This is a genomic window from Pelomonas aquatica (genome assembly GCF_026712205.1).
In the GTDB taxonomy this organism is placed as follows: Bacteria; Pseudomonadota; Gammaproteobacteria; order Burkholderiales; family Burkholderiaceae_C; genus Pelomonas; species Pelomonas aquatica.
The window spans coordinates 50303-76782 of sequence record NZ_JAPPUW010000008.1; the positions used below are offsets into that span (position 1 = coordinate 50303).

General features: G+C 71.1%; 23 protein-coding genes. 17 read left to right on the forward strand and 6 right to left on the reverse strand.

Annotation, left to right across the window (positions count from 1 at the left end; all coding sequences use genetic code 11):
- Positions 1 to 4 precede the first annotated feature (4 nt).
- From NYP07_RS10160 to NYP07_RS10185, 6 genes are read left to right on the forward strand one after another with little or no spacing between them, the layout of a single operon-like run.
- The gene (locus NYP07_RS10160) at positions 5 to 1072 is read left to right on the forward strand and encodes a hemin-degrading factor (RefSeq protein WP_268149974.1); all 1068 of its coding nucleotides are present in this window, start codon (positions 5 to 7) and stop codon (positions 1070 to 1072) included.
- Complete coding sequence (locus tag NYP07_RS10165; protein WP_268149975.1) at positions 1069 to 1902, forward strand: heme/hemin ABC transporter substrate-binding protein; 834 nt, start codon at positions 1069 to 1071, stop codon at positions 1900 to 1902. The genes NYP07_RS10160 and NYP07_RS10165 overlap by 4 nt, the downstream gene beginning before the upstream one ends.
- Positions 1886 to 2938: a FecCD family ABC transporter permease gene (locus NYP07_RS10170; protein WP_268149977.1), complete on the forward strand. Its 1053-nt coding sequence runs from the start codon at positions 1886 to 1888 to the stop codon at positions 2936 to 2938. The genes NYP07_RS10165 and NYP07_RS10170 overlap by 17 nt, the downstream gene beginning before the upstream one ends.
- Positions 2935 to 3723 (forward strand): ATP-binding cassette domain-containing protein, encoded by a 789-nt coding sequence (locus NYP07_RS10175; protein WP_268149979.1) that lies wholly within the window; start codon positions 2935 to 2937, stop codon positions 3721 to 3723. The genes NYP07_RS10170 and NYP07_RS10175 overlap by 4 nt, the downstream gene beginning before the upstream one ends.
- Positions 3720 to 4328 (forward strand): energy transducer TonB, encoded by a 609-nt coding sequence (locus tag NYP07_RS24050; RefSeq protein ID WP_268149981.1) that lies wholly within the window; start codon positions 3720 to 3722, stop codon positions 4326 to 4328. The genes NYP07_RS10175 and NYP07_RS24050 overlap by 4 nt, the downstream gene beginning before the upstream one ends.
- Positions 4321 to 5508 (forward strand): DUF2325 domain-containing protein, encoded by a 1188-nt coding sequence (locus NYP07_RS10185; RefSeq protein ID WP_268149983.1) that lies wholly within the window; start codon positions 4321 to 4323, stop codon positions 5506 to 5508. The genes NYP07_RS24050 and NYP07_RS10185 overlap by 8 nt, the downstream gene beginning before the upstream one ends.
- 99 nt (positions 5509 to 5607) lie before the next feature.
- Here the strand turns inward: NYP07_RS10185 and NYP07_RS10190 are convergent, their stop codons facing one another.
- On the reverse strand, positions 5608 to 6954 hold the full coding sequence (locus NYP07_RS10190; protein WP_268149985.1) for a porin: 1347 nt from the start codon (positions 6952 to 6954) through the stop codon (positions 5608 to 5610).
- Positions 6955 to 7138: 184 nt separating this feature from the next.
- Between NYP07_RS10190 and NYP07_RS10195 the strand changes: the two genes are divergently transcribed.
- A complete protein-coding gene (locus NYP07_RS10195) occupies positions 7139 to 7804 on the forward strand; it encodes a response regulator (RefSeq protein ID WP_268149987.1) in 666 nt (221 codons plus the stop codon).
- Positions 7785 to 9197 (forward strand): sensor histidine kinase, encoded by a 1413-nt coding sequence (locus tag NYP07_RS10200; protein ID WP_268149989.1) that lies wholly within the window; start codon positions 7785 to 7787, stop codon positions 9195 to 9197. The genes NYP07_RS10195 and NYP07_RS10200 overlap by 20 nt, the downstream gene beginning before the upstream one ends.
- On the opposite strand, the gene NYP07_RS10205 is transcribed toward NYP07_RS10200, so the two are convergent.
- The 3 genes from NYP07_RS10205 to NYP07_RS10215 all read right to left on the reverse strand — a co-directional run bounded on the left by NYP07_RS10205 (position 9190) and on the right by NYP07_RS10215 (position 12557).
- A complete protein-coding gene (locus NYP07_RS10205; protein WP_268149991.1) occupies positions 9190 to 10317 on the reverse strand; it encodes an ABC transporter substrate-binding protein in 1128 nt (375 codons plus the stop codon). The two genes, NYP07_RS10200 and NYP07_RS10205, sit on opposite strands and share 8 nt — an antisense overlap.
- 74 nt (positions 10318 to 10391) lie before the next feature.
- Positions 10392 to 11213, reverse strand: coding sequence for a posphoenolpyruvate synthetase regulatory kinase/phosphorylase PpsR (gene ppsR / locus NYP07_RS10210; RefSeq protein WP_268149994.1), 822 nt, complete (start codon positions 11211 to 11213; stop codon positions 10392 to 10394).
- A 45-nt stretch (positions 11214 to 11258) separates the two neighbouring features.
- Positions 11259 to 12557, reverse strand: coding sequence for an HD domain-containing phosphohydrolase (locus NYP07_RS10215; RefSeq protein WP_268149996.1), 1299 nt, complete (start codon positions 12555 to 12557; stop codon positions 11259 to 11261).
- 208 nt (positions 12558 to 12765) lie between these two features.
- Between NYP07_RS10215 and ppsA the strand changes: the two genes are divergently transcribed.
- From ppsA to dnaB, 7 genes are all read left to right on the forward strand, one after another.
- Entirely contained in the window at positions 12766 to 15174 is a 2409-nt protein-coding gene (ppsA, locus tag NYP07_RS10220; protein WP_268149997.1) for a phosphoenolpyruvate synthase, read from the forward strand.
- A 73-nt stretch (positions 15175 to 15247) separates the two neighbouring features.
- Positions 15248 to 17305: a sodium:solute symporter family protein gene (locus NYP07_RS10225; protein ID WP_268149999.1), complete on the forward strand. Its 2058-nt coding sequence runs from the start codon at positions 15248 to 15250 to the stop codon at positions 17303 to 17305.
- A gap of 147 nt (positions 17306 to 17452) precedes the next feature.
- Positions 17453 to 17815 carry a 30S ribosomal protein S6 gene (gene rpsF, locus NYP07_RS10230; RefSeq protein ID WP_268150001.1) on the forward strand — a complete coding sequence of 121 codons (363 nt, stop codon included), beginning with the start codon at positions 17453 to 17455 and terminating at the stop codon, positions 17813 to 17815.
- A 50-nt stretch (positions 17816 to 17865) separates the two neighbouring features.
- Positions 17866 to 18174 (forward strand): primosomal replication protein N, encoded by a 309-nt coding sequence (priB, locus tag NYP07_RS10235; RefSeq protein WP_268150003.1) that lies wholly within the window; start codon positions 17866 to 17868, stop codon positions 18172 to 18174.
- A 28-nt stretch (positions 18175 to 18202) separates the two neighbouring features.
- A complete protein-coding gene (gene rpsR, locus NYP07_RS10240) occupies positions 18203 to 18493 on the forward strand; it encodes a 30S ribosomal protein S18 (protein WP_233370081.1) in 291 nt (96 codons plus the stop codon).
- Between the two features lie 12 nt (positions 18494 to 18505).
- Positions 18506 to 18958, forward strand: a complete 453-nt coding sequence (gene rplI / locus NYP07_RS10245; protein WP_268150006.1) for a 50S ribosomal protein L9 — start codon at positions 18506 to 18508, stop codon at positions 18956 to 18958.
- A gap of 146 nt (positions 18959 to 19104) precedes the next feature.
- Positions 19105 to 20529 carry a replicative DNA helicase gene (dnaB, locus tag NYP07_RS10250; protein ID WP_268150008.1) on the forward strand — a complete coding sequence of 475 codons (1425 nt, stop codon included), beginning with the start codon at positions 19105 to 19107 and terminating at the stop codon, positions 20527 to 20529.
- A 12-nt stretch (positions 20530 to 20541) separates the two neighbouring features.
- Here dnaB and mgtA read toward each other — a convergent pair whose 3' ends face one another.
- Both mgtA and NYP07_RS10260 read right to left on the reverse strand, forming a co-directional pair.
- Complete coding sequence (gene mgtA / locus NYP07_RS10255) at positions 20542 to 23166, reverse strand: magnesium-translocating P-type ATPase (protein ID WP_268150010.1); 2625 nt, start codon at positions 23164 to 23166, stop codon at positions 20542 to 20544.
- A gap of 101 nt (positions 23167 to 23267) precedes the next feature.
- Positions 23268 to 23465, reverse strand: coding sequence for a hypothetical protein (locus NYP07_RS10260; RefSeq protein ID WP_268150012.1), 198 nt, complete (start codon positions 23463 to 23465; stop codon positions 23268 to 23270).
- Positions 23466 to 23627: 162 nt separating this feature from the next.
- Here NYP07_RS10260 and NYP07_RS10265 point away from each other — a divergent pair, with 162 nt between their 5' ends.
- Entirely contained in the window at positions 23628 to 24410 is a 783-nt protein-coding gene (locus tag NYP07_RS10265; protein WP_268150014.1) for a winged helix-turn-helix domain-containing protein, read from the forward strand.
- The gene (locus NYP07_RS10270) at positions 24410 to 26479 is read left to right on the forward strand and encodes a PAS domain S-box protein (RefSeq protein ID WP_268150016.1); all 2070 of its coding nucleotides are present in this window, start codon (positions 24410 to 24412) and stop codon (positions 26477 to 26479) included. The genes NYP07_RS10265 and NYP07_RS10270 overlap by 1 nt, the downstream gene beginning before the upstream one ends.
- Position 26480: the final 1 nt, after the last annotated feature.

Here is a 26480-nt window from a genome sequence, read left to right on the forward strand (position 1 = left end):
CCGCATGGATCTGCGCCAGGCCTATCTCGACGCGCGCGCCGCCGGCGCCACGCGCCACCGCGACATCGCCGCCGCGCTCGGCGTCACCGAGGGCATGCTCGTCGACGCCCACGTCGGCGCGCCGGCCGGCGGCCTGCAGGCCCGGCGCCTGCGCCGCGACTTTCCGCGCCTGCTGGCCGAGCTGAGCCGCGCCGGCGAGCTGATGGCGCTGACGCGCAATGCGCACTGCGTGCACGAGCGCACCGGCGTCTACGAGCATCTCAGCGCCCAGGGCGAGCCCGGCCGCGAGATAGGCATGGCGCTGGGCGAGGACATCGACCTGCGGCTGTTCTACAGCCACTGGGCGCATGGCTACGCCGTGAGGGAGGGCGAGCAGCAGAGCCTGCAGTTCTTCGACGCGCAGGGCGTGGCCGTGCACAAGGTCTTCGCGCGGCCCGCCACCCAGCTGGCCGCCTGGCAGGCGCTGCGCGCCAGCTGGGCCGACCCCGACGCGCCCGCGCCGCAGTGGCGCCACGCCGCGCCGCCGGCGCCGGTGGACGCGCCCGGCGTGGACGCCGACGCCTTCCGCGCCGGCTGGGCGGCGCTGCGCGACACGCACGAGTTCTTCGGCCTGCTGCGCCGGCACGGCCTGACGCGCCGCACCGCCATGCACCTGGCCGCGCCCGAGTTCGCGCAGCGCGTGGACCCGCACGCCGCCCGCGTGCTGCTGGAGGGCGCGGCGGCCAACGGCACGCCCATCATGGTGTTCGTCGGCAACAAGGGCGTCATCCAGATCCACGGCGGCCCGATCAAGCGCGTGGCCGTCATGGGGCCGTGGCTCAACGTGCTGGACGCGTGCTTCAACCTGCATCTGCGCGAGGACGCCATCGCCGAAGCCTGGGCCGTGCGCAAGCCCACCGTCGACGGCCTCGTCAGCTCGCTGGAGCTGTACGCGCCGGACGGCGAGCTGATCGCGCAGTTCTTCGGCCGGCGCAAGCCCGGCCAGCCCGAGCGCTGCGCATGGCGGCAGCTGCTGGACGGCCTGGTCGACGATCGGGCCTGGAGCCAGGAAGCCGCAGGGTGCACCGCATGAAACGGCGCCAGTTGCTGCTGGCGGGGCTGCTGCCCGGGCTGGGGCTGGCCCAGGCGCAGCCCCGCGTGGTCAGCGTCGGCGGCGCGGTCACGGAGACGGTGTTCGCGCTCGGCGCGCAGGGCCAGCTGGCCGGTGTCGACACGACGTCGCTGTTCCCGGTCGACGCGACCCGGCTGCCGCAGGTCGGTTATGCGCGCACGCTGTCCGCCGAGGGCGTGCTGGCCCTCGCGCCGCAGCTGCTGCTGGCCGGCGGCGAGGCGGGGCCGCCGCAGGTGCTGGCGCAGCTCAAGCGCGCCGGCGTGCGCGTGGAGGTGCTGGACGAACACCACCGCTTCGACGGCGTGGTCGAGCGCACGAAGCGCATCGGCATGCTGTCCGGCCGCGAGCGCGAGGCGCAGCAGTTCATCGCGAAGCTGCAGCAGGACTGGGCCGCCCGGCCCAAGCCACCGGCCGGCTCCTTGCCGCGCGTGCTGTTCGTGCTGGCCCATGCCGGCGGCCAGCTGCGCGTGGCGGGCGAGGGCACCGCGGCCGACGCGATGCTGACGCTGGCCGGCGCGCGCAATGCCTTCGCCGGCGTGCAGGGCTACAGGCCGCTGACGGCCGAGGCGGCGCTGCAGGCCGCGCCCGACGTCATCCTCTGCACCGACCAGGGCCTGGAGGCGCAGGGCGGGATCGATGGCTTGCTGAAGGCGCCCGGCCTCGCGCTGACGCCCGCCGGCCGCGCGCGCCGCGTGGCGGGCATGGAGGCCTTGCTGCTGCTGGGCTTCACGCCGCGGCTGCCGCAGGCGCTGGCCGAACTGACGGGCAAGCTGCATGGACGCGCGGCTTGACCGGGCGCTGATGCGCCGGCCCGCCGTGCCGGGCTGGCCGCTCGCGCTCGCGCTGCTGGGCGTGGCCATCGTCGTCGCCGCCAACAGCGGCGCGCTGAAGCTGGGCCTGGCCGACTGGCAGGCGCTGCTGCGCGGCGACGACACGCAGGGCGCGGTGGTGCTCGCGCAACTGCGCCTGCCGCGCGTGGCGTTCGCCGTCGTCGTCGGCGCGGCGCTGGGCCTGGCCGGGGTGCTGTCGCAGGGCCTGTTCCGCAACCCGCTGGCCGAGCCCGCGTTGCTGGGCATCCCCAGCGGCGCGATCTGCGCCGTGGCACTGATGCTGACCCTGCCGTCCGCCTGGGCCGGCGGCCTGCCGGCCGCGTGGCGGCCCGTCGCGGTGCCAGCCGCGGCGCTGCTGGGCGCCTGGGTCATGTGCGGCCTGCTGCAGGGCCTGGCGCGGCTGCTGGTGCCGGGCGCCGTGGCCGGCCTGCTGCTGGCCGGCCTGGCGCTGAACGCGCTGGCGATGGCGGCCGTGGGCCTGTGCACCTATGTCGCGACCGACGAGCAGCTGCGCAACCTGACCTTCTGGCAGCTCGGCTCGCTGGCGCTGGCGAGCTGGCCGGTCGTCGCGGCGTTGGGCGCGGCGGTCGTCGGTGCGCTCGCGATGTCGTGCCGCTGGGGCCAGGCGCTCAACGCGCTCGCCTTGGGCGAGCGCGTGGCCGCGCAGGTCGGTGTGCCGGTGGCGCGGCTGCGGCGCCTGCTGGTGCTGGCGCTGGCCTTGCTCAGCGGGCTGGCCGTGGCCTGGTGCGGGCTGATCGGCTTCGTCGGGCTGCTGGCGCCGCACGCGGCGCGCGGCCTCGTCGGCGCCGACGCGCGGCGCCTGCTGCCGCTGGCCGCGTGGTTCGGCGCGATGCTGCTGCTGCTGGCCGACACGGCCGCGCGCACGCTGGCCGTGCCGGCCGAGCTGCCGGTGGGCATCCTGACCGCGCTGTTCGGCGCGCCGGTGCTGTTCGTGCTGCTGAAGCGCGCGCAGCGCGAGATCGGAGGCGGCTGGTGAGCACGCATCGCCTGCTGCTGCTCGACGACGCCGTGCTGGCCCGCCACGGCCAGGGCTTCGGGCCCTTCGACCTGCGCGTGGACGCCGGCGAGCGCGTCGCGCTGCTGGGCCCCAGCGGCGCGGGCAAGTCGACGCTGCTGACGCTGATGTCCGGCGACATCGCGCCGACGACGGGCCGCGTGCTGCTGGACGGCCGGCCCGCCGCCGCGCTGGAGCCGCGCGTGCGCGCGCGCCGCCGCGCGGTGCTGCCGCAGTCGCACCAGGTCGCGTTCGGGCTGCCGGTGGAGCTGATCGTCAGCCTCGGCCGTTGGTCTGGCTCGACTGGCGAGAACCATGACCGCTGGGTGCGCCAGGCCCTGGCCTGGGCCAGCGCCGGCCACCTGCATGGCCGCCGCTATGACCAGCTCTCCGGCGGCGAGCAGGCGCGCGTGCAGCTGGCCCGCGTGCTGGCGCAACTGGCCGACGCGAGGCCAGGCCTGCTGCTGGTGGACGAGCCGCTGGCGTCGCTGGACCCGGGCCTGCAACTGGAGCTGCTGGACACGCTGGGCCGCTTCTGCCGCGAGCGCGGCCATGCGCTGGTGGCCGTGCTGCACGACATCCAGCAGGCGCTGAACGGCTTCGAGCGCCTGCTGCTCGTGCGCCGCGGCCAGCTGCAGGCGGACCTGCCCGCCGGCACCGCCGCGCTGCCGGCGCTGGAGACGCTGTTCGGCCTGCGGCTGCAGGTGCTGACGACGGCGGCCGGCGACTGGGCCTTGTCGGCCCGCCGGCCGGAGGCCGCTGCGTGAGAGCCGCGCCGCTGCTGGCCGTGGCGGCGCTGCATGGCGCCTTGCTGCTGGCGCTGTGCCCCCCGGTCCAGCGCGCGGCGCCGGCCGTGCGGCGCGAGCTGGTGGTGCGGCTGCTGCCGGCCACGGCGGCCTCGGTGGCGCCGGCACCGCGGGCGCTGCCGCCCGTGTTGGTCGTGCCCGCGGTCGCCTCCGTCGCGCCGCCCAGCTTCGATGTGCCGGCCGATGGGCCCGGCCCCGCCGCGCCCGTCGCGATGACCCCGGCCGCCACGCCGGTGCAGGTCGCTTTCGTGGTGCCGCCGGCAGCGCGCGATGCCGAGCCGCCGCTGCAAGCCGCCCGCCGCACCGCCTGCGCACCGGCGCCGCACCCGCCGTCGCTGCGCGAGCGCGGCATCGAGGGCGTCGTGCGCCTGCGCGTCTGGGTGGACGAGCTGGGCCGCGCGGGTCAGATCCTGCTGGCCGCGAGCAGCGGCTGGCGCCTGTTCGACGACGCGGCCGTGGCGCAGGCCCGCCGCTGCCCCTTCCAGCCGGCGCTGCGCGGTACCCAGCCCGTCGGCAGCTGGGTGGAGTTCCCTGTCCGTTTTACCCTGGAGACTTCCAATGGCTGAAGCCTGTTGTGCCGCGCACGCGGCCCCGTCCCCCGTCACCGGCTCGCGCCGCCGCCGCCTGTGGGAGCTGGGCAGCCATGCGCATTGCCCCGTCATCGGCGTCTGCGTGCCGCTGGAGCGCGTGCGCGTGCTCGCCAGGAAGCTGCTGGTGCTGCAGGGCGACGAGGACGACTACACGCTGCACTGCAGCCTCGTCACCGCCGCGGCGCGCCGCAACGCGGTGGCCGAGGCCTTGCAGAAGGACCTGGAGCAGCGCTTCTCGCTCGACCTGCGCCAGGCCGCGCAGGCCAAGTGCCGCGACACGCTGATGGCGTGGTGGCGCCAGCGCGCGGCCCAGGGCGAGATCGCCGGCGCGCTGTGGGCGACGCTGACGCATGCGCGCTGCGACGAATGGCTGGAGATGCGCGTGCTCGGCCAGGTCCACATGCTGCAGCACCAGCTGGGCGCCGCCCAGCGCGTGGATCTGGCCCGCCACCGCGAGCTGGCTGCCGAGCACCAGGCCCTGGCGAGCGACTACGCCGACGCTCAGCAGCGCGTGACGGCCTGGGGCCGGGAGCGCGCCCGCGAGCAGCAGGCCTGGGAGCAGGAGCGCATGCGCCAGCGTGCCGCGCTGATCGCGCTGCAGACCCAGCTCGCGCACGCGCAGGAGCAGCTCCAGCACTGGCAGGCGGCGCGGCCGAACCTGCCAGAGCGCGAGCAGCTGCGCGAGCGGCTGGCCGAGCAGATCGAGCGCAACCAGGCGCTGCAGCGCGACGTGGCGCGGCTGTCGTCACGCGCGCCAGTCGCCGCAGCGGCCGAGGTCGTGCCGGCGCCGCTGGACGTCGAGGCCGACATGCCGCCGCCGCCGCTGAAGTTGGAGCACCGCGTCATCCTCTGCGTGGGCGGCCGCGGCGGCAGCGTGCCGCAGTACCGCCAGGCCGTGGAGGGTTGCGGCGCGCAGTTCCTGCACCACGACGGCGGTGCCGAGCACAAGCCGGCCCAGCTCGACCCGCAGCTCGCCGCAGCCGACCTCGTCATCTGCCAGACCGGCTGCATCAGCCACGACGCCTACTGGCGCGTGAAGGACCACTGCAAGCGCCACCGCAAGCGCTGCGTCTTCGTCGAGACGCCCAGCCGCAGTGCCTTCGAACGCGCGCTCGCTCAGGCGGCCGCCGACGGCGGGATGAACGCCGACGCCTGAGCAAGCCCGCAGCGCCGCCGCACGGACGGTCTTCACCGGGCACAAACTGGCCTGCCGCCGGTTTGCCCGGCGGCAGGCGCGTCGGTCAGGCGCGCGCGATCAGAAGCGGGTGCGCATGCCGACCGCCAGCTCGGTCTGCTTCTGGCTGCCGTCGACCTTGAGGCGGGAGCCGTCCTTCAGCGTCAGGGTGTCGCCGGCCAGGTAGATCTCGGTGTACTTGTCGAAGTGATAGAAGACCGAGGCATACAGCGTCGAGCGGTTGCCGTTGACGGCGGTCGTCGCGCCGGAGCCGTCCCTGAAGGCGCGGATCGGGCCCATGACGACGCCGTCCTTGCCGGACGCGGCGTTCTTGGCCTTCTCGGCCACATAGCCCAGCTCGAAATCGACGTTCTTGCTCAGCGTGTACTTGCCCGACAGCGTGTAGGCATCGTCCTTGCGGTCGCCCAGAGCCGCGTTCTGCTGCGCGGTGTAGTGGTAGTAGCCGGCGTTCAGGCGCACCGGGCCGACCGTGTAGTTGCCGCCGAAGGAGTAGGCCTTGTGCGTGTTGCCGTTGACGTTGGCCGAGGTCACGAAGCCGGCCAGGTTGTAGTCGCCGCCGGCATAGGCCAGCGTGAACTGCTTGGTCGTGTTGTTGCCGAAGCCGCCGTCGTTGCCCGCGCCGTTGAACTGGTAGGCCGCGCTCGCGAACAGGCCGTTCCTGAAGTCCTTCTTCCAGACCACGCTGTTGGTCATGCGGGTGCCGGACGCGCTGCCCGCGTAGAAGATCAGGTGCTTGAAGTTGTTGTTGTTGCTGTAGCCGCCTTCTTCCAGCGACGGCGCGGCGCTGCCGTAGGCGTCGCCGTAGATGGCCGAGCCGATGGCGTCGCGCGAGGGCGCATCCTGGTAGCCCAGCGTCAGCTTGCCGAGCGCGTCGCTCTGCACGCCGACCCAGGAGTCGCGGCCGAACATCTGCGAGTTGTCGTCGAACTCGCCGGTCTGGCTCAGGTACTCGGCTTCGAGGCGGAAGATCATGTCCAGGCCGCTGTCGCCCATCGGGCGCCTGCCGGCCATGCCCCAGCGGTTGCCGCTGAACCAGGCCACGCGCGGGCCGGTGGTGGCGGCACCGGCGGCCAGGTGGTCGGCATGCACATAGCTCACATCGATCAGGCCATACAGGTTCAGCTGGGCGCCGCCGGCGTTGACGGTCAGGCCCTGGCCGTAGGCATAGCCGCCGGCCGCGGCCTGGGGCGCAGCGGCCGCCTGCTTGGCGGCAGCGGCCTGCTGCTCGCTGGCCTGTTGCACGCCGGCCAGCTTCTTTTCCAGCGCGTCGAGCCGGGCCTGCTGCGCGGCGGCGGCCTGCTTCTGCGCGGCGATCTCGGCCTTGAGGTCGGCCAGTTCGTCGGCGCGGGCCGGGGTGGCGGCGGCAAAGGCGGCGAGCACGGCCGCGCTGATGAGGGTCTGCTTCATCGCTTATCTCCTGTTTGTGATGGGTGGCACCGCGAGGGCGCCTCGAAAGGGAACGGCGCGCATTCTTTTTTTCAGCAGCTTTCGCGCCGCTTTACTTTGGGCAGCTCGTTGGAAAACCCTGAGCCGCGTTGCGCCCGGGATACGGCCAAATGGCGCCCCGATCCCTTCCCCACCGCTTGCGCCCATGCGCCTGCTGCTCGTCGAAGACAGTCCGAAATTGGCCGCCTGGCTGGGCAAGGCGCTGAGGCAGCACGGCTATGCGGTCGACGTCAGCCACGACGGCGTGCAGGCCGATTCGATGCTCGGCACGGAGCACTACGACGCGGTCGTGCTCGACCTGTCGCTGCCGTCGATGGACGGCCTGACCGTGCTGGAGCGCATGCGCGCCCGCGGCAATGCGTCGCCCGTCGTGATCCTGACCGCGCGCGGCGAGCTGGAGGACCGCGTGCGCGGGCTCAACCTCGGCGCCGACGACTACCTGCCCAAGCCCTTCGATCTTTCCGAGCTGGAGGCGCGGCTGCAGGCCGTGCTGCGGCGCGCCCACGGCCAGCCGGTGTCCAGGCTCAGCCTCGGGGCGCTGGAATACGACGGCAGCGGCCGGGTCTTCAAGCTCGGCGGCCAGCGCCTCGTGCTGAGGCCCAGGGAGCACGCGGTGCTGGAGGCGCTGATGCTGCGCGCCGGCAAGGCCGTCAGCAAGGCCAAGCTCTACGAGCAGGTGTTCTCGCTCGACGCCACCACGTCGCAGGACGTCGTCGAGATCTACATCCACCGCCTGCGCAAGCAGCTGCTGGACAGCGGGGTGCGGATCACGACGCTGCGCGGCCTGGGCTATGTTCTCGAGGCCGTCTGAGAGCCTGCGGCTGCAGCTGCTGCGCTGGTTGCTGCCGCCGCTGCTGCTGCTGCTGACGCTGAACGCCTGGCTCAGCAACCGCGCGGCGGTCGCCACGGCCGACATGGCCTTCGACCGCCTGCTCACCGCGTCGGCCGAGGCCATCGCGGAGGACACCGCCTACAAGGACGGCGAGCTCGTCGTCGACCTGCCCTATGCGGCGCTGGAGCTGCTGGAGTCCAACATCCAGGAGCGCATCTTCTACCGCGTCGTGTCGCCCGCCGGCCAGACGGTGACGGGCTACGACGACCTGCCGCTGCCCAAGCCTGCGCTCGCGCCCGGCGCCGAGCTGAGCCTCTACACCGCCGACTACCGTGGCGAGCGCATCCATCTCGTCGCCCTCGCCAAGCAGTTCTACGGCAGCGACATCGCGGCGCCGGTCCTCATCCTCGTCGCCGAGACCGGCGAGGCGCGCGAAGCCCTGTCGCGCCAGATCGTCGTCGAGGGGCTGACGCGCCAGAGCGCGCTGATCGTCGCCGCCGCGTTCTTCGTCTGGCTCGGCCTGCTGCGCGGCCTCAAGCCGCTGGCGCGGCTGCGCCGCAGCGTCGCGCAGCGCTCGCCCGCCGACCTGAGCCCCATCGACCCGAGCACGGTGCAGGCCGAGGTGCGCCCCCTCATCGAGGCGCTGAACCAGCACACCTCGCGGCTGGAGCGGCTGCTGTCGAGCCGGCAGCGGCTGATCACCGACGCGTCGCACCAGATGCGCACGCCGCTGGCCGAGATGCGCACGCAGATCGAGTACAGACTGCGCCAGGACCGGCCCGAGCTCGCGCAGCAGACGCTGCGCGACCTGCTCTCCGACGTCGACCGCCTGGGCCGCCTCGTGTCGCAGCTGTTGCTGCAGGCGCGCTCCGACCCCGACGGCATGACGGCAGCGCAGCGCGACGCGGTCGACGTCGTCGAGCTGGCGCGCCAGGTCGCCCTCGACCATGTCGGCCAGGCGCGCAAGAAGTCCATCGACCTCGGCTTCGAGGAGCCGCCCGGGCCGGCCCGCGTCGCCGGCAACGGCCTGCTGCTGCGCGAGCTGGTCGCCAACCTGATCGACAACGCCATCCTGTACGGCCGCGAGGGCGGCAGCGTGAACGTCCGCGTCGCGCTGGCCGACGGCGTCGTCATCGAGGTCGAGGACGACGGCCCCGGCATCGCTCCAGGCGAAGCGGAGCAGGTCTTCGAGCGCTTCTACCGCTCGCCCGGCGCCGTCGCGCAGGGCAAGCCGGGCTCGGGCCTGGGGCTGGCCATCGTGCGGGACATCGCGCGCGCCCACCAGGGCCGCGTCGAGATGCTTGGCGCCGCCGGCGGCAGCGGGCTGCGCGTGCGGGTCACGCTGCCGGCGCTGGCGGACGAGGCTATTTAGCGTCGCCCGTCTCGCGCCGCCAGCGGCGCAGGAACTCCTGCTGCTTGGCGCGGTCCAGGAAGACGAGCAGCGGCGGCGCGACGGCGATGGCCTTGAGCCGCGAACCCAGCTGCTGGCGCAGCGTCGCGGCCGTGTATTCGCCCGGCACGTCGCCGCGGATCGAGAACAGCTCGGCGTGGCTGGACAGCAGGCCCTGGCCGCGCCGGGACAGCAGATAGTCCAGCCAGAGCCGCGCCGCGTTCGGGTGCGGGGCGGCCTTGGAGATCAGCGCGATGCGCGACATGACGAGGGTGTAGTCGCGCGGCAGCACGACGCCGATGGACGGGTCGCGGCGTGCGCGCGTCAGCGCATAGGAGCCGATCAGGTTGTAGCCGAGATAGTCCTTGCCCGCGGCGATGCGCTGCACCATGACCGAGGTGTTGGCCTCGAGCTCGACCGCGTTCGCGCCCAGCGCGCGCGCCAGCTCCCAGAAGTTGGTCTGGATGCGGCTGTCCTGCGTGGCGAACAGGAAGCCGACGGCCGACTTCTCGATGTCGTAGGTCGTCACGTTGCCGGCGTATTTGGCGCGCTGCGTCGTCAGCAGGCGCACGATGTCGGCATGCGTGGCCGGCACGTCGTTGCCGGTCACGAAGTGCTTGTTGTAGACGAACACCGCGGGCTCGAAGGTCGTGCCGTAGGCGGTGTCGCGCCAGACCGCCCAGTCGGGCAGGGAGCCGGCCTCGGGCGACCTGTAGCGCGCGGCGTAGTCGTCGTTGGCCAGCTTCATCTGCAGATCCATCGCCGAGCTCCACAGCACGTCCGCCGACGGCCTGCCGGCGGCCGTCTCGGCCAGGAAGCGCTGGTAGAGGTCGGTGCTGTTGAGGTCGTTGTAGTCGACCTTGACCCCGGGGTTGCGCTGCTCGAAGTCGCGGATCAGCGCGGCGACGGCCGAGAGGTCGGTCGTCGAATAGACCACCACGCGGCCTTCGTCGCGGGCGGCCGAAGCGATCGCGTGGTAGGCGCCCGGGTATTCCGGCGGCAGCTCCGCATGGGCGCGCTGGAGCCAGGGCAGGGCCAGCGCGCACGCCAGCGCCGCCAGCCTGCCTCTCGGGTTTGCGGCCGCGGTGAGGGTTCGTGCCATGCGGCAGAGGATAGTCACCGAAGCTGTCTGCCCCGGTCAGGTCCGGCACCCATTGCGCCCGGCACGGCCGGCAATCAGTACACGAGCCGGTCGGGCCGGATGTCGCGCAGGATGGTCGTCGCGATCTCCTCGATGGACTTGTGCGTGGACGACAGCCAGGAGATGCCCTCGCGCTTCATCATGGCCTCGGCCTCGTTGACCTCGTAGCGGCAGTTCAGCAGGTCGGCGTATTTGCTGCCCGGGCGGCGCTCGTTGCGGATGGACGCGAGGCGCTCCGGGTCGATGGTCAGGCCGAAGCATTTGCGCTTGTGCGGCAGCAGCGGCGCGGGCAGCTTGCGGCGCTCGAAGTCCTCGGGGATCAGCGGGTAGTTGGCGGCCTTGATGCCGTGCTGCATCGCGAGATACAGCGAGGTCGGCGTCTTGCCGCAGCGGCTGACACCCACCAGGATCACGTCGGCCGTGTCGAGGTTGCGGGACGACTGCCCGTCGTCGTGGGCCAGCGAGAAGTTGATGGCCTCGATGCGGTCGTGGTACTCCTGGCTCTCGGCCACGTCGGAGAAGCGCCCGACGCGGTGGTTGCTCTTGATGCCGAACTCGTCTTCCAGCGGCTCGATGAAGGTGCCGAACATGTCCATGACGCGGCCCTGGCAGTGCTCGCGCACGACGCGCAGCACCTCGCGGTCCACCAGCGTCGCGAACACGATGGGCCGCTGGCCCTCGCGCATCGCGGTCTCGTTGATCTCGCCGACGACGGCATGCGCCTTCTCGGCCGTGTCGATGAAGGGCCGGCGCACATGGCGGGGCTTGATCGAGAACTGCGCGAGGATGGAGTTGCCGAAGGTTTCGGCGGTGATGCCGGTGCCGTCAGAGACGAAGTAGACGGTTCTGGCGGGCATGGCGGCGGCTCGGGAGTGGGGGCGCGGCCATGATAGCCAGCGGACTCAACCGCCGCCCTTGAGCCTCGTGATGAGTTCGCGCATGACCGCGCTTTCCTCGCTCGGCAGCAGGCCGGCGCGCAGCAGCGACTCGCGCTCCAGCTCGCGCAGCCGCCACTCCAGCTCGCCGACCACCGTCATCAACTCGACCTGCAGCTTGGCATCGCGCTGCTCGGCCAGGCTGGCCACGAGGCCGTCGGGATCGTGCGTGTCCAGCCCGGTGCTGGAGAAGGCGGTCTGGATGCGCAGCAGACGCTGCAGGCCGGCTTCGAGGACGGCACGCAGGCCCGGCCGCGCGGCGGCGATGCGCTGGTCTATCCAGGGCCGCGCCTCGCGGAAGCGCTCCAGCATGCCGATGATGCCGACGACACGCGGGATGGCGGACTCCAGCGGCATGGGGTCGGCCGCGAGCGCATCCTGCGCGTCGTCGCCCTGGGCTGCGGCGGTGATGGCCTCGGTGATCTCGCGGCTGAACTCGCCGGGAATGAGCCGGGTGGCGACGCTGGCGCGCGTCATCGGCGCCATGCTGGTCTCGATGAGGGCCATCAGCCATTCGCCGGCGGCCAGGATCTGCCCGTTCATCGGCAGGGCCGCACCCAGCACGCCGCGCGGGTAACCGAAGCCGTCCAGCCGCTCGTGGTGGTGCAGCACGGCGCTCGCGACCTCCTTGCCGGCGCCCACCATATTGCGCAGCACGCGCTCGGCAACGACGGGATGGGAGGCGACGTGGCGCCATTCCGGCGGCCCCAGCGGCGTGCCGGGCCGCATGTATTGCGGGTCGATGTAGAGCTCGCCGACGTCGTGCAGCAGCCCGGCCAGGGCCAGCATGCGATGGCGCTCGCTTTCGCCGGGCAGCACGCGGCGCGCCAGCGCCAGCACCAGCATGGCCACGCCGGCCGTGTGCCGCAGGCGCTCGCCCTGATGCTCGGCATAGACGGTCAGCAGCGACTGCACCGGGATGCTGAGCTTGAGGCTGGCCAGCGTCGTCGGTGCGCTGGGGTAGAGGTCGTGGGCGCAGAGGGCCTTGAGCAGCGGGTGCTGCTTGAACATCGCCTCGCCCAGCGGGCCGAAGCTCTCCGGCATGATGCCCTGCGTGACATGGATGCAGTCCTCCAGCGGCTTCTGCAGCTTGTGCATCAGCAGCCGCTCGCGCACCCTCTCGTTGATCTGCGCGCCCTTGGCCAGCAGCTTGACGCCGCTGTGGCTGACGATGTCCTCGGCGGCCTCGACCGGGCGCGACCCGGACACATGGATGACATGGTCCAGATAGTGCGAGTTGACTTCGGGGGCGGGATCGGAGGTCACGCGGCATTGTGCACAGCGCCGGCGGTTACGCGCGGGTACGCAGCGCCTAGAATCCGGCCCAATTCCTCGCGATCAGCCCCATGCGCGCCTCCCTCCTCCCAGAAGAATCCAGAAATGGAGGGGGCCGCGCCTGCCTTGAGCACTTCCGCTCGGCCCGGGTGCCGGACGACGCGACGACACCGGTTTTTCAACCTCCCGGAGTTTTTTCATGTCCACCCTGTTCGAGGCGACCGCCCTGGTCGTACCGTTTGAGAACCTGAGGATGACCGACGTCGAGGCAGTGGGCGGCAAGAACGCCAGCCTCGGCGAAATGATCTCGCAGCTCGCCGCCAGCGGCGTGCGCGTTCCCGGCGGCTTTGCGACCACGGCGCATGCCTTCCGGCAGTTCCTCAGGCACGAGGGCCTGGACGCGCGTATCGCGGCGCGCCTGAGCTCGCTCAACACCGACGACGTGCGCGCGCTGGCCGAGGCCGGCGCCGAGATTCGCGGCTGGATCGAGACCCAGCCCTTCCCGGCCGACCTGGAGGCCGGCGTGCGCGCCGCCTATGCCCAGCTGACGGCCGACAACCCCGACGCCACCTTCGCCGTGCGTTCGTCCGCCACCGCGGAAGACCTGCCCGACGCGTCCTTCGCCGGCCAGCAGGAGACCTTCCTGAACGTGCATGGCATCGACGAGGTGCTGCACAAGATGCGCGAGGTGTTCGCGTCGCTCTACAACGACCGCGCCATCAGCTACCGCGTGCACAAGGGCTTCGCCCATGGCGACGTGGCCCTGTCCGCCGGCGTGCAGCGCATGGTGCGCTCCGACCTCGGCTCGGCCGGCGTGATGTTCACGATCGACACCGAGAGCGGCTTCCCCGACGTCGTCTTCATCACGTCCAGCTACGGCCTGGGCGAGACGGTGGTGCAGGGGGCCGTGAACCCGGACGAGTTCTACGTCCACAAGCCCGCGCTGAAGGCCGGCAAGCTGGCCATCATCCGCCGCAACCTGGGCTCCAAGCTGATCCGCATGGAGTTCGCGACGCCCGAGGAAAAGGCCGCCAGCGGCAAGCTCGTGAAGACCGTGGACACGGTGCCCGAGCACCGCAACCGCTATTCGCTGAATGACGCCGAGGTCACCGAGCTGGCCCAGTACGCCCTCATCATCGAGCAGCACTACGGCCGCGCGATGGACATCGAGTGGGGCCGCGACGGCGTCGACGGCAAGCTCTACATCCTGCAGGCCCGCCCCGAGACGGTGAAGAGCCAGGCCGCCGGCCAGGTCGAGCACCACTACAAGCTCAAGGCACACAGCGCCGTGCTGGCCGAGGGCCGCGCCATCGGCCAGAAGATCGGCACCGGCCCGGTCCGCCTCGTCGACAGCGTCGCCGAGATGGAGCGCGTGCAGCCCGGCGACGTGCTCGTCACCGACATGACCGACCCGAACTGGGAGCCGGTCATGAAGCGCGCCAGCGCCATCGTGACCAACCGCGGCGGCCGCACCTGCCACGCGGCCATCATCGCCCGCGAGCTGGGCATCCCGGCCGTCGTCGGCTGCGGCGACGCGACGGACAAGCTGAAGGACGGCCAGTTGGTGACGGTGGCCTGCTCCGAGGGCGACACCGGCTACATCTACGACGGTCTGCTGGAGACCGAGGTCAGCGAGGTGCACCGCGGCGAGCTGCCCTACTGCCCGATCAAGATCATGATGAACGTCGGCAACCCGCAGCTGGCCTTCAACTTCGCGCAGATGCCGTCCGGCGGCGTGGGGCTGGCTCGGCTGGAATTCATCATCAACAACAACATCGGCGTCCACCCCAAGGCCATCCTGGACTATCCGAACATCGACGCCGACCTGAAGAAGGCCGTCGAATCGGTGGCACGTGGCCACGCGTCGCCGCGCGCCTTCTACGTCGACAAGTTGGCCGAAGGCATCGCGACCATCGCCGCCGCCTTCTTCCCGCGGCCGGTCATCGTGCGCCTGTCGGACTTCAAGTCCAACGAGTACCGCAAGCTCATCGGCGGCACCCGCTACGAGCCGGACGAAGAGAACCCGATGCTGGGCTTCCGCGGCGCGTCGCGCTACATCAGCGGTGAGTTCCAGGACGCCTTCGCGATGGAGTGCGAGGCGCTGAAGCGCGTGCGCAAGGAGATGGGCCTGAGCAATGTCGAGATCATGGTGCCCTTCGTGCGCACCGTGAAGCAGGCCGAGAAGGTCGTGACCATGCTGGCCGAGAAGGGCCTGAAGCGCGCTGCATCGGGTGGCACGGACGGCCTGCGCGTCATCATGATGTGCGAGGTGCCGAGCAATGCCATCCTGGCCGAGCAGTTCCTGGAGCACTTCGACGGCATGTCCATCGGCTCCAACGACCTGACGCAGCTGACGCTGGGCCTGGACCGCGACTCGGGCCTGGAGCAACTGGCCGGCGACTTCGACGAGCGCGACCCTGCCGTCAAGGCCCTGATCTCGCGCGCCATCCGCACCTGCCGCGCGACCGGCAAATACATCGGCATCTGCGGCCAGGGTCCCAGCGACCACCCGGACTTCGCCGATTGGCTGGCCGAAGAGGGCATCGTCTCGATCTCGCTGAACCCCGACACCGTCATCGACACCTGGCAGCGCCTCGCGGCCAAGTAAGGCTTCGTTCCTCGCGATCGGCCCGGGTTCTCGTCAGGGGGAATCCGGGCTTTTTGTTGCCATCATCGCGACCGTGCCCGCCCGCCATCTGCATCGCCGCTACGCCCTGTTCGCGCTGAGCTTCGTCGCCCTGGTCCTGGGCCTGGGCCTGGCCGAGCGCCAGGGCCTGCCCAAGGCCTGGATCGGCTACACCTTCCTCGGCGCGACGGTGGCGGTCTATGCCGTCATCGGCATCCTCTGCCGCACGACCGACCCGGCCGAATACTTCGTCGCCGGCCGCCGCGTGCCGCCCGTCTACAACGGCATGGCCGCCGGCGCCGACTGGATGAGCGCGGCCACCTTCATCGGCCTGGCCGGCACGCTGTACGCGAGCGGCTATGCGGGCCTGGCCTATGTGCTGGGCTGGACCGGCGGCTTCGTGCTGGTGGCGCTGTGCATCGCGCCCTATCTGCGCCGCTTCGGCCAGTTCACGCTCGGCGACTTCCTCGCCGAGCGCTTCGGCAGCCGCGCGCTGCGCCTGGTCGGCGCCGGCGCGGCCATCCTCGTGTCCTTCGTCTACCTCGTCGCGCAGATCTACGGCGTCGGCCTCATCACGACGCGGCTGACCGGCCTGGGCTTCGAGGTCGGCGTCTTCGTTGGCCTGGGCGGCGTGCTGGTCTGCTCCTTCCTGGGCGGCATGCGCGCCGTCACGTGGACCCAGGTGGCCCAGTACCTCATCATGATCCTGGCCTATCTGGTGCCGGTGATCTGGCTCAGCGTGAAACAGACCGGCTGGCCGCTGCCCCAGCTCGTCTATGGCCAGCAGCTGCACCAGCTCGCTCAGCGCGAGCGCGAGCTGATCCGCGACCCGGCCGAGCTGCAGGTGCGCGCCATCCACCAGCAGCGCGCCGATGCCGCGGCTGCGCGGCTGGCCGACGTGCCCGGGGCGCTGGCCGGCGAGCAGGCGAGGGCGGCCGCGCAGGTCGCTGCGCTGAAGGCCGCGGATGCTCCGCTGGCCCAGATCCAGGCCGCTGAAAAGATGCGCGCCGCGTTGCCGCGCACGCCGGCCGAGGCCGAGGAGCGCTGGCGGCGCGAGCAGGCCGGCGAGGCCCAGTTGGCCCGGCCGCTGTCGGGCCTCGCGCCCCACACCCAGCCTTTCGCCGGCGACCCCGACGGCAGCGCGGCCGAACGCGACCAGGCCGACGTGGCGCGCCGCAACTTCATCGCGCTGGCCCTGTGCCTGATGGTGGGCACGGCGGGCCTGCCGCATCTGCTGACGCGCTACTACACGACGGCCACGGTCGGCGCCGCGCGCGAGTCGGTCGCCTGGTCGCTGGTCTTCATCTGCCTGCTCTATCTGACGGCGCCGGCGCTGGCCGTCATGGTCAAGACCGAGGTCTTCAATCATCTGGTCGGCACCTCCTTCGACCAGCTGCCGGCCTGGATACGCCAGTGGCAGCGCGTCGACTCAGGCCTGCTGTCGGCCGTGGACCTGAACGGCGATGGCAAGCTGCAGCTCGGCGAGCTGCGCCTGCATCCCGACCTCGTCATGCTCGTCATGCCCGAACTGGGCGGCCTGCCCTATGTCATCTCCGGCATGGTCGCGGCCGGCGGCCTGGCGGCGGCGCTGTCCACGGCCGACGGCCTGCTGCTGGCCATCTCCAGCGCGCTGTCCCACGACCTCTACTACAAGGCCATCAACCCCGAGGCCTCGCGCACGCGGCGCGTCACGCTGTCCAAGGCCCTGCTGCTGGCCGCGGCGCTGGCGGCGGCGGCGGTGGCGTCCAGCCGGCCGGCGGACATCCTGGCCGTCGTCACGGCCGCCTTCTCCATCGCCGGCTCGACCTTCTTCCCGGCGCTGGTGGCCGGCGTGTTCTGGCGCCGCGCCAACCGGGCCGGCGCGCTGGCCGGCATGCTGACAGGGCTGGCGGTCTGCGTCGGCTATCTCGTCATGGCTCACCCGGAGCTGCGGGCGCTGATCGGGCTGACGGGGCCGGCCACCCTGGTCTGGGGCATACAGCCGGCCTCGGCCGGGCTGTTCGGCGTGCCGGCCGGGGCGCTGGCCCTGGTGCTGGTCAGCCTGCTGACGGCGGCGCCCGGGCAGCGCGAGCGTGAGTTCGTCGACGCGCTGCGCAGCCCGCCGGTGCCCTGAGCCGGCCGCCGGCAGGCGGAGATTTGGCGGTTTCGCCTTCCCGGGCTAGAATCTCAGGTTCCCCCTTGCCGGGTCACGAGTCGACGCCGTGACGCGGCTTCCACAGCCTGTGCATACCGCCCGGGCTGGAATCCACAAGGAGTACACATGCGTCACTACGAAATCGTTCTGCTGATCCATCCGGATCAAAGCGAACAGGTTCCGGCCATGCTGGAGCGCTACAAGGGCCTGATCACCGCCGGCGGCGGTGCTGTGCACCGGGTCGAGGACTGGGGCCGCCGTCAACTGGCCTACCAGATCCAGAAGCTCGCCAAGGCCCACTACCTGTGCCTGAACATCGAAGCCAGCAAGGAAGTCCTTGCCGAGCTCGAGACCGGCTTCCGCTTCAACGACGCCGTGCTGCGCCACCTCACCGTGGTCCAGGACAAGGCCGTCACGACCCCCTCGGTCATGATGAAGGCCGTCGAGCGCGAAGAAGCCCGCAAGGCGCCGCAACAAGAAGCGGCCTGAGCGCAGGTCATCGCTAGAGAACCAGGTTTTTCGAGCAGCAAGCCGACCGCGTGAACCAGCTTTCGCTGTCGGCGCAGATCCAGCAACTCGGTCAAGTTCGCTACACACCCGCCGGGCTGATGGCCCTGGACGCCAGCCTCAAGGCCGAGTCCGAAGTCATCGAAGCCGGCAAGCCGCGCAAGGTCTCCCTGGAGATCAAGGCGGTTGCGGTGGGCGAGGTGGCCAAGGCGCTGCAGGCGCTGGGAGTCGGTGGCAATGCGGTCTTCCGCGGCTTTCTGACCCACCAGCGCAACGGCCGGGGCTTCATTGCCCACATCACCGTGATCGAACCCGCTGCCGCAGAACCCGGAAATATTTGAATCCGGATAGATTTAACAGAGGTCCACTATGCCCCCGCCCCGTGGTAAAGGTCGCTTCTCCAAGGACAAGAAGCCCAAGCGCAACCAACAGTCGCTGCTGTTCCGCCGCAAGCGTTTCTGCCGCTTCACCGTCGCCGGCGTCGAGAAGATCGACTACAAGGACATCGACACGCTGCGCGACTTCGTCGCCGAAAACGGCAAGATCACGCCCGCTCGCCTGACCGGCACGCGCGCCTTCTTCCAGCGTCAGCTGACGGTCGCCATCAAGCGCGCGCGCTTCCTGGCCCTGCTGCCGTACAGCGACCAGCACAAGGTCTAAGGAGCTGACGACATGCAAGTGATCCTGCTCGAAAAAGTGGCCAACCTCGGCAACCTCGGCGACGTCGTCAAGGTCAAGGACGGTTATGCCCGCAACTTCCTGATCCCGACCAAGCAGGCGCGCCGCGCCACCGAGGCCGCGATCAAGGAATTCGAAGCCCGCCGTGTCGAGCTCGAAAAGGCCGCCGCCGAGAAGCTGGCCGCCGCTCAGAAGCTGGGCGAAGCCATCACCGGCAAGACCGTCCGCATCGCCCAGAAGGCCGGTGTCGACGGCCGCCTGTTCGGCTCCGTGACCAACGCCGACATCGCCGACGCGCTGACCAAGCTGGGTTCGCCCATCGCCAAGGCCCAGGTGCGCCTGCCCAACGGCCCGCTGAAGACCGTGGGCGAGTTCCCGGTGAGCGTTGCCGCCCACACCGACGTGGTCGTCGAGATCAGCGTCCAGGTGGTTGCCGAAGCCGAGTAAACCGGCTTGCGCTGCGGCCTGATTTGGCCGCAACATCAACAGAAGGCCGAGGCCCGCAGGGGTTTCGGCCTTCTGTCTTTCGGGACCAGGTTTTCCCGCCCGGTCCACCGCTTGTTCCCAGTCCGTTCACAGCTTTATCCACAGGCATGTCAGCGATCTTTCCCGCATCCTCCTCCGCCGCACCGCAAGACGACGAGGTCGCGCGGCTGCGCGTGCCGCCGCATTCGGTCGAGGCCGAGCAGAGCGTGCTCGGCGGCCTGCTGATCGACAACTCGGCCTGGGACCGCGCGGCCGACCTGCTGACCGACAGCGACTTCTACCGCTTCGAGCACAAGCATGTCTACACGGCCGTCGGCAAGCTCATCAACGCGGGCAAGCCGGCCGACGTCGTCACCGTCTTCGACGAGCTGACCTCGGTCGGCCGCGCCGAGGAATGCGGCGGCCTGGCCTATCTGAACGCGCTGGCGCAGAGCGTGCCCAGTGCCGCCAACCTGCGCCGTTATGCCGAGATCGTCAGAGAGCGCGCCATCCTGCGCAAGCTGGTGGCCACCAGCGACGAGATCGCCACCGCCGCGATGAACCCGCAGGGCCGCGCCGTCACGCAGATCCTCGACGAGGCCGAGGGCAAGATCTTCCGCATCGGCGAGGAGGGCTCGCGCAGCCGCCAGGGCTTCCAGAGCATGGACGATCTCGTCGTCGCGCTGATCGACCGCGTCAACGAGCTGGCCGAGAGCGGCGCCCAGGACGTGACCGGCGTGCGCACCGGCTTCTACGACCTCGACAAGCAGACCGCCGGCCTGCAGCCCGGCGACCTCATCGTGCTGGCCGCGCGGCCCTCGATGGGCAAGACCGCGTTCGCGGTCAACATCGCCGAGAACGTCGCCATCAACGAGGGCCTGCCCGTCGTCATCTACTCGATGGAAATGGGTGCCGCCCAGCTCGCGCTGCGCATGGTCGGCTCCATCGGCCGCATCGACCAGAGCCGCCTGCGCACGGGCCAGCTCAAGGACGACGAATGGGGCCGCCTGTCCGAAGCCGTCGACAAGCTCGGCAAGGCCGCCATCTACATCGACGAGAGCCCGGGCCTGAGCCCGTCCGAGGTGCGCGCCCGTGCGCGCCGCCAGGCCCGCATCTGCGGCCAGCTCGGCCTCATCGTCATCGACTACCTGCAGCTGATGAGCGGCAACGGCGGCGGCAGCGAGGAGAACCGCGCAACCGTGCTCGGCGAGATTTCGCGCGGCCTGAAGGCGCTGGCCAAGGAACTGAAGTGCCCCGTCATCGCGCTGTCCCAGCTGAACCGCTCCGTGGAGCAGCGGCCCGACAAGCGGCCGATGATGTCCGACCTGCGCGAGTCCGGCGCCATCGAGCAGGACGCCGACATCATCATGTTCATCTACCGCGACGAGTACTACACCAAGGACGACTGCAAGGAGCCGGGGGTGGCGGAGATCATCATCGCGAAGCAGCGTAACGGCCCGGTCGGCACCGTGAAGCTGGCCTTCCAGCGCATGCACACCAAGTTCGAGAACCTCGCGCCGGGCTATGTCGGCGTGGAGCGCGACGAGTACTAGCGTCGGCGGGGCTCACATGCCCCAGCGGCGCACGAAGCGCAGCTTGGCCCAGTGGGTCAGCGCGGCATAGCAGGCCAGCATCGCCGCCAGAAGCGGCCAGTAGTCCCAGGGCAGGGGCTTGAAGCCCAGTAGCCGGCCCAGCTCCGTGCCGGGCAGCAGCACGCCGATCGCGCAGATGATGGCCGTCGTGGCCAGCAGCGCGTTGCTCGCGCGGCTCTGCACGAAGGGGACCCGGGACGTGCGGATGATGTGGATGATGAGGGTCTGCGTGAGCAGGGACTCGACGAACCAGCCGGTCTGGAACAGCGACGGGTCGCCCCAGGCGTGGAAGACCCACAGCATGATTGCGTAGGTCGCGTAGTCGAACAGCGAGCTGATGGGGCCGATGGCCACCATGAAGCGGAAGATGTTCGAGATGTCCCATTGGTGCGGGCCGGCCACGTCGCTGTCGTCGACGTTGTCCGTCGGGATCGTCGTCTGCGAGAAGTCGTACAGCAGGTTGTTGGTCAGCACCTGGATCGGTGCCATCGGCAGGAAGGGCAGGAACAGGCTGGCGCCGAGCACGCTGAACATATTGCCGAAGTTCGAGCTCGCCCCCATGCGGATGTACTTCGTGATGTTGGCGAAGACCTTGCGCCCCTCCACGACGCCCTGCTGCAGCACGAGCAGGCTTTTCTCCAGCAGGATGATGTCGGCCGATTCCTTCGCGATGTCCACCGCCGAATCCACGGAGACACCCACGTCGGCGGCCTTCAGGGCCGGGCTGTCGTTGATGCCGTCGCCGAGGAAGCCGACGACGTGGCCACGCGCCCGCAGCGCGCGCACGACGCGCTCCTTCTGCGTCGGCGTGAGCTTGGCGAACACCGTCGTCCGTTCGGCCTTGTCCGCAAGACCCGCGTCGCTCAGGCCTTCGATGGCCGCCCCCAGCAGGATCTCGCCGGCCTCCAGGCCGACCTCGCGGCAGACCTTGCGCGTGACCACCTCGTTGTCGCCCGTCAGGATCTTGACCGCCACGCCCCTGCCCGCCAGCGCCGCCAGCGCGGCGCGCGCGCTGTCCTTAGGCGGGTCCAGGAAGGCGATATAGCCCAGCAGCGTCAGCTCGCGCTCGTCGGCGGCCGAATACGTCGCCTGCGGCGCGTCCAACTCCTTGTAGGCCACGGCCACGACGCGGAAGCCGTCCTCGTTGAGTTCCCGCGTCTGCTGCCGGGCGGCCGCGAAGTGGCCGGGGTCGAGGCGCACGACCTCGCCGTCGACCTCGCACCGGCCGCACGCCGCGAAGATCTCATCCACGGCGCCCTTGCAGATCAGCACATGCCGGCCCGACGGCGTCGACACGACGACGGACATGCGGCGCCGGTCGAAGTCGAACGGCACCTCGTCGACCTTGGCATAGCCCTGGTCGATGCCGAGCACCTGGTGCAGTTCCACATGCGCCAGCACGGCGACGTCGAGCAGGTTCTTCAGGCCCGACTGGAAATGGCTGTTGAGCCAGGCGTACTGCAGCACGCGCTCGGACTCGCTGCCGTGCAGGTCCAGGTGGCGCTTCAGGATGATGCGGTCCTGGGTCAGCGTGCCGGTCTTGTCGGTGCACAGCACGTCCATCGCGCCGAGGTTCTGGATCGCGTTCAGGCGCTTGATGATGACCTTCACGCGCGACATCGCCAGCGCCCCCTTGGCGAGGTTCACGGTGACGATCATCGGCAGCATCTCGGGCGTCAGGCCGACGGCGACGGCCACGGCGAACAGCAGGGCCTGCAGCCAGTCGTGCTTGGTGACGCCGTTGATGACGAACACCAGCGGCACCATCACCGCGATGACGCGCAGCATCAGCCAGACGAAGCGGTTCACGCCCTGGTCGAAGGCGGTCGGCGCGTGCTGCTGCACCACCTTGTCGGCCAGCGCGCCGAAGAAGGTGCGGCCCCCGGTGCGCACGATGACGCCGTTGCCGTAGCCGCTGACGACGTTGGCGCCCATGAAGCAGATATTGGGCAGGTCGAAGGGGTCGGCGACCGTGTCGGCGCAGGCGTGGGCGAACTTCTCGGCGGGCATGGCCTCGCCGGTCAGTGCGGCCTGGTTGACGAACAGGTCCTTGGCCTCGATCAGGCGCAGGTCGGCCGGGATCATGTCGCCGGCCGACAGGCGGACCACGTCGCCCGGCACGAGGCTGTCCAGCGGCACCTCCTGGAAGTCGCCGCCGGCCACATCGCGGCGGCGCGCGCTGGCCGAGGTCTTCACCATCGAGCGCAGCCGCGCGGCAGCCTCGTTGGAACGGTGCTCCTGGACGAAGGAGGTCGCGATGGCCAGCACGACCATCACGAGGACGACGACGGCCGCCCGCACATCGTCGAGCGCATAGGACACCGCCGCGAGCCCGAGCAGCAGGCCGTTGAGCGGGTTGTAGGCGCGGCCCCAGAGCTCCTTCCAGACCGAAGGCCTGAGCTCGCGCGTGACGACATTGGGGCCGTATTCCGCCAGCCGCGCGCGGGTCTGCGGCGTGCTCAGCCCGGCGGGCGAGGCGTCGAGCCGCTCGCAGGCCGCGGCGGGCTCAAGCCGGCCGAGTGCCAGCAGTTCCGGTGTCTCGGCCGCGGATTCGGCGTGGTGGCGGGGGCCGAACAGCGGGTGTGGGCGCGCGGTCATGGGCTGGCGAAAGGGGCAACGCGCGGATTGTTGCCATTCCCCTTTTGCGCCGGCATGACGGCGATCAAGCCGCCATGCCGCCATGCCGCCACCGGTGCGGGTCAGCTTCTGCGCAGCGGCCGGGCCGACCATTGCGGCTGCCGGGCCAGCTCCGCCGCGGTGACGTCGTCGGCGGTCACCGCGTATTCGTTGCTGCTGCGCTCCACGAAATAGGCCGAGCGATAGCGCCGCAGCAGCGTCCCCAGGGCCTGGCGGGCCTGGCTGGCGGGGCCGTTGAAGACGAGGGTCAGCGTGGTCATGGTCGTGCTTCCGTCAAAAAGTCCGGCGGGCCATTGCCGCCGGCCCTGGTTGAACGCCGCCTGCGAGGCCGGGGTTGACGGGCGCAGCCGTCGCTTTTGTTTCCCCATGGTGAAGCTGCACCCTGCCGGGGCGCAGGCAAGCTGTTGCATCACGCCCAATCGATGCAAGAATCCCCCGATCCCATAACGCCGCAGCTGCTCGACGCCGTGACGCATCAGCACATTGCCGTTGTCGACGACGAGTCGGCCATCACCGAGCTGCTGGCCCATTACCTCGGGGCGCATGGCTTCCGTGCCACCCAGCTCCCCTCCGGCCATGCGCTGATGGCGCTGATGGCCAGCGACCCGCCCGACCTCGTGCTGCTGGATCTGGGCCTGCCGGGCGAGGACGGCTTTGCCATCGCGCGCCAGCTGCGCGAGCACTGGCGCTGCGGGCTGGTCATCATCACGGGCCGGGGCGATGCGGTCGACAAGATCGTCGGCCTGGAGGTGGGGGCCGACGACTACGTCACCAAGCCCTTCGACCTGCGCGAGCTGGTGGCGCGCATCAAGGCCGTGCTGCGCCGCCTGCCGCCGACCGTGGCCGCCGGCATCGCGGCGGCCACGAATGCGCCCGCCGGCCAGCCCTGCATGGCCTTCATGGGCTGGCGCCTCGACCTCGCGGCGCGCCGGCTGGACGCACCGGGCGGCGCCGAGGTGAGGCTGACCACGGGCGAGTTCGAGCTGCTCGCGGCCCTGGTGCAGCACCCGGGCCGCGTGCTGTCGCGCGACTTCCTGCTGGAGCAGACGCGGGGCCGCGAGGCCGCCCCCTTCGACCGCACCATCGACGTGCAGATCGGCCGCCTGCGCCGCAAGCTCGAAGCCGACGCCGAGAACCCGCAGATCATCAAGTCGGTGCGCGGCGCCGGCTATATCTTCATCCCGCCGGTCGCCGCCGTCCGCTGATGGACGCGTCGCCGCCGCCGCCGGCCCTGGAAGACCTGACGGTCTACCGCTCGCTGTTCTCGGCCTACCCGGACGCGCTGCTGCTGGTGGACGCCGCGGGCCGCATCGTGCTGGCCAATCCCGCGGCGACGGCGCTGCTGGGCTACCCGGCGCACGAGCTCGCCGGCCTGGACGTGGACGCCCTCGTGCCGGACGGCATCCGCCCGCGCCATGCGGCCTATCGCCAGGCCTATGGCCAGGCGCCGCGGACGCGGCCCATGGGCACGCAGATGGAGCTGGTGGCCCGGCGCCGCGACGGCAGCGAGGTCAGGGTCGAGATCGCGCTGAGCCCGCTGCAGAGCCGGGGCCTGCCCTTGGTCGTGGCGGCCATCCGCGACGTCGGCGCCTATCCGCGCGTGAAGCAGGCGCTGCAGCGCGCCCGCCGCAGCGAGCAGCTGGCGCAGCTCGGCCGCGCCGCCGTGGACGAGCGCGATCCGCAGCAGTTGCTGATGCGCGCGCCGGCCGTCGCGGCCCAGGCCCTGGAGGTGGAGTTCGCCAGCCTGCTGCTGCTGGAGCCCGACCGGCTGGCGTTCCGCGTGGCCGGTTGCTGCGGCGACATGGGCGGCGTGCCGCTCGGCTCGACCATGGCCAACCGGCCCGACACGCTGGCCGGCCATGTGCTGGCGCAGAACCGCCCGGTCGTCGTCGACGACCTGGGCCGGGAGAGCCGCTTCGAGTCGCCCCAGGCCTATGCCGACGCGGGCGTGGCCAGCCTGCTGGCCGTGCCGCTGTCCGATCGCGGCCGGGTCATCGGCGTGCTGGCCGTGCAGACGCGCAGCGCCCGGCACTTCGGCGGCGAGGACACGCTGTTCCTGGAGTCGCTGGCCAATCTGCTGGCCACCTGCCTGCAGCGGGCCCAGAGCGAGGAGGCGCTGAGCCACGCGCAGCGGCTGGAGAGCGTCGGGCAGCTCACGGGCGGCATCGCCCACGATTTCAACAATCTGCTGACCGTCATCCAGGGCAATCTGCAGGTGCTCGAGGAGCTGCCGGCGCTGGCCTGCGACAAGTTCGGCCAGCAGCTCGTCGGCGCCGCCGCGCGCGCGGCGCGGCGCGGCGCCGAGCTGACCGGCAAGCTGCTGGCCTTCTCGCGGCGCCAGGTGCTGCAGCCGAGCGCGGTCGACGTCGGCGCGATGCTGGAATCCCTGGCCGACATGCTGAGGCGCACGCTGGACCAGCGCATCGACATCGGCGTCGAGCTGCCGGACGCCGCCGCCACGGTGCAGGCCGACCCCGGCCAGCTGGAGGCGGCGCTGTTGAACATCGCCATCAACGCCCGCGACGCGATGCCCGACGGCGGCGCGCTGCGCTTTGCCGTGAGTCCCGCCGGTGCGCTGCCGGCCACCGTGAGGCGCGAGATCGACGCGCCCGGCGCCGTGGACGAGAGCTTGCTGCGCATCGCCATCTCCGACACCGGCTCGGGCATGTCCGAGGAGGTCAGGGAAAGGGCCTTCGAGCCCTTCTTCACGACCAAGCAGGCCGGGCGCGGCACGGGCCTGGGGCTCAGCACCGTCTACGGCTTCGCCAGGCAGTCGCATGGTGCCGTCGCGATCGACTCGGCGCCGGGCCTGGGCACGACGATCTCGCTCTACCTGCCGCGCCCGGGCGGGCCGAAGGCGGTGGCGGCCGACGCGGCCGGTGGCGTCGGCGCGATGCCGCGGGGCCTGAAGGTGCTGCTGGTCGAGGACGATGCCGAGGTGCGCTCCGTCGCGCGGCATTTCCTCGGCCTGCTGGGCTGCGAGGTCACGGCCTGCGCCAGCGGCGAGCAGGCCCTGCTGCTGCTGGAGCCCGGCGCGGCCTTCCAGCTGCTGCTGACGGACATCGCGCTCGGCTCGGGCATGCGCGGCACCGAGCTGGCGGGCCTGGCCCAGGCGCGGCTGCCGGCGCTGCCGGTGCTGCTCACGTCCGGCTTCCCGGCCGAACTGCTGGACGCCGACCGCGATTCGCCGCCCGGCTGGGAACTGCTGCAGAAGCCCTATTCGCGCAACGAGCTGGCCCAGGCCATCGCCCGGGCTCTGGCCGCAGGCGGCTGAA

What these genes read in the sequence shown, in the direction of transcription:
- NYP07_RS10160 (WP_268149974.1), top strand. Translation starts at nt 5, where the DNA reads ATGGATCTGCGCCAGGCCTATCTCGACGCGCGCGCCGCCGGCGCCACG.
- NYP07_RS10165 (WP_268149975.1), top strand. Translation starts at nt 1,069, where the DNA reads ATGAAACGGCGCCAGTTGCTGCTGGCGGGGCTGCTGCCCGGGCTGGGG.
- NYP07_RS10170 (WP_268149977.1), top strand. Translation starts at nt 1,886, where the DNA reads ATGGACGCGCGGCTTGACCGGGCGCTGATGCGCCGGCCCGCCGTGCCG.
- NYP07_RS10185 (WP_268149983.1), top strand. Translation starts at nt 4,321, where the DNA reads ATGGCTGAAGCCTGTTGTGCCGCGCACGCGGCCCCGTCCCCCGTCACC.
- NYP07_RS10190 (WP_268149985.1), bottom strand. Translation starts at nt 6,954, where the DNA reads ATGAAGCAGACCCTCATCAGCGCGGCCGTGCTCGCCGCCTTTGCCGCC.
- NYP07_RS10195 (WP_268149987.1), top strand. Translation starts at nt 7,139, where the DNA reads ATGCGCCTGCTGCTCGTCGAAGACAGTCCGAAATTGGCCGCCTGGCTG.
- NYP07_RS10200 (WP_268149989.1), top strand. Translation starts at nt 7,785, where the DNA reads ATGTTCTCGAGGCCGTCTGAGAGCCTGCGGCTGCAGCTGCTGCGCTGG.
- NYP07_RS10205 (WP_268149991.1), bottom strand. Translation starts at nt 10,317, where the DNA reads ATGGCACGAACCCTCACCGCGGCCGCAAACCCGAGAGGCAGGCTGGCG.
- ppsR (WP_268149994.1), bottom strand. Translation starts at nt 11,213, where the DNA reads ATGCCCGCCAGAACCGTCTACTTCGTCTCTGACGGCACCGGCATCACC.
- ppsA (WP_268149997.1), top strand. Translation starts at nt 12,766, where the DNA reads ATGTCCACCCTGTTCGAGGCGACCGCCCTGGTCGTACCGTTTGAGAAC.
- rpsF (WP_268150001.1), top strand. Translation starts at nt 17,453, where the DNA reads ATGCGTCACTACGAAATCGTTCTGCTGATCCATCCGGATCAAAGCGAA.
- rpsR (WP_233370081.1), top strand. Translation starts at nt 18,203, where the DNA reads ATGCCCCCGCCCCGTGGTAAAGGTCGCTTCTCCAAGGACAAGAAGCCC.
- rplI (WP_268150006.1), top strand. Translation starts at nt 18,506, where the DNA reads ATGCAAGTGATCCTGCTCGAAAAAGTGGCCAACCTCGGCAACCTCGGC.
- dnaB (WP_268150008.1), top strand. Translation starts at nt 19,105, where the DNA reads ATGTCAGCGATCTTTCCCGCATCCTCCTCCGCCGCACCGCAAGACGAC.
- mgtA (WP_268150010.1), bottom strand. Translation starts at nt 23,166, where the DNA reads ATGACCGCGCGCCCACACCCGCTGTTCGGCCCCCGCCACCACGCCGAA.
- NYP07_RS10260 (WP_268150012.1), bottom strand. Translation starts at nt 23,465, where the DNA reads ATGACCACGCTGACCCTCGTCTTCAACGGCCCCGCCAGCCAGGCCCGC.
- NYP07_RS10265 (WP_268150014.1), top strand. Translation starts at nt 23,628, where the DNA reads ATGCAAGAATCCCCCGATCCCATAACGCCGCAGCTGCTCGACGCCGTG.
- NYP07_RS10270 (WP_268150016.1), top strand. Translation starts at nt 24,410, where the DNA reads ATGGACGCGTCGCCGCCGCCGCCGGCCCTGGAAGACCTGACGGTCTAC.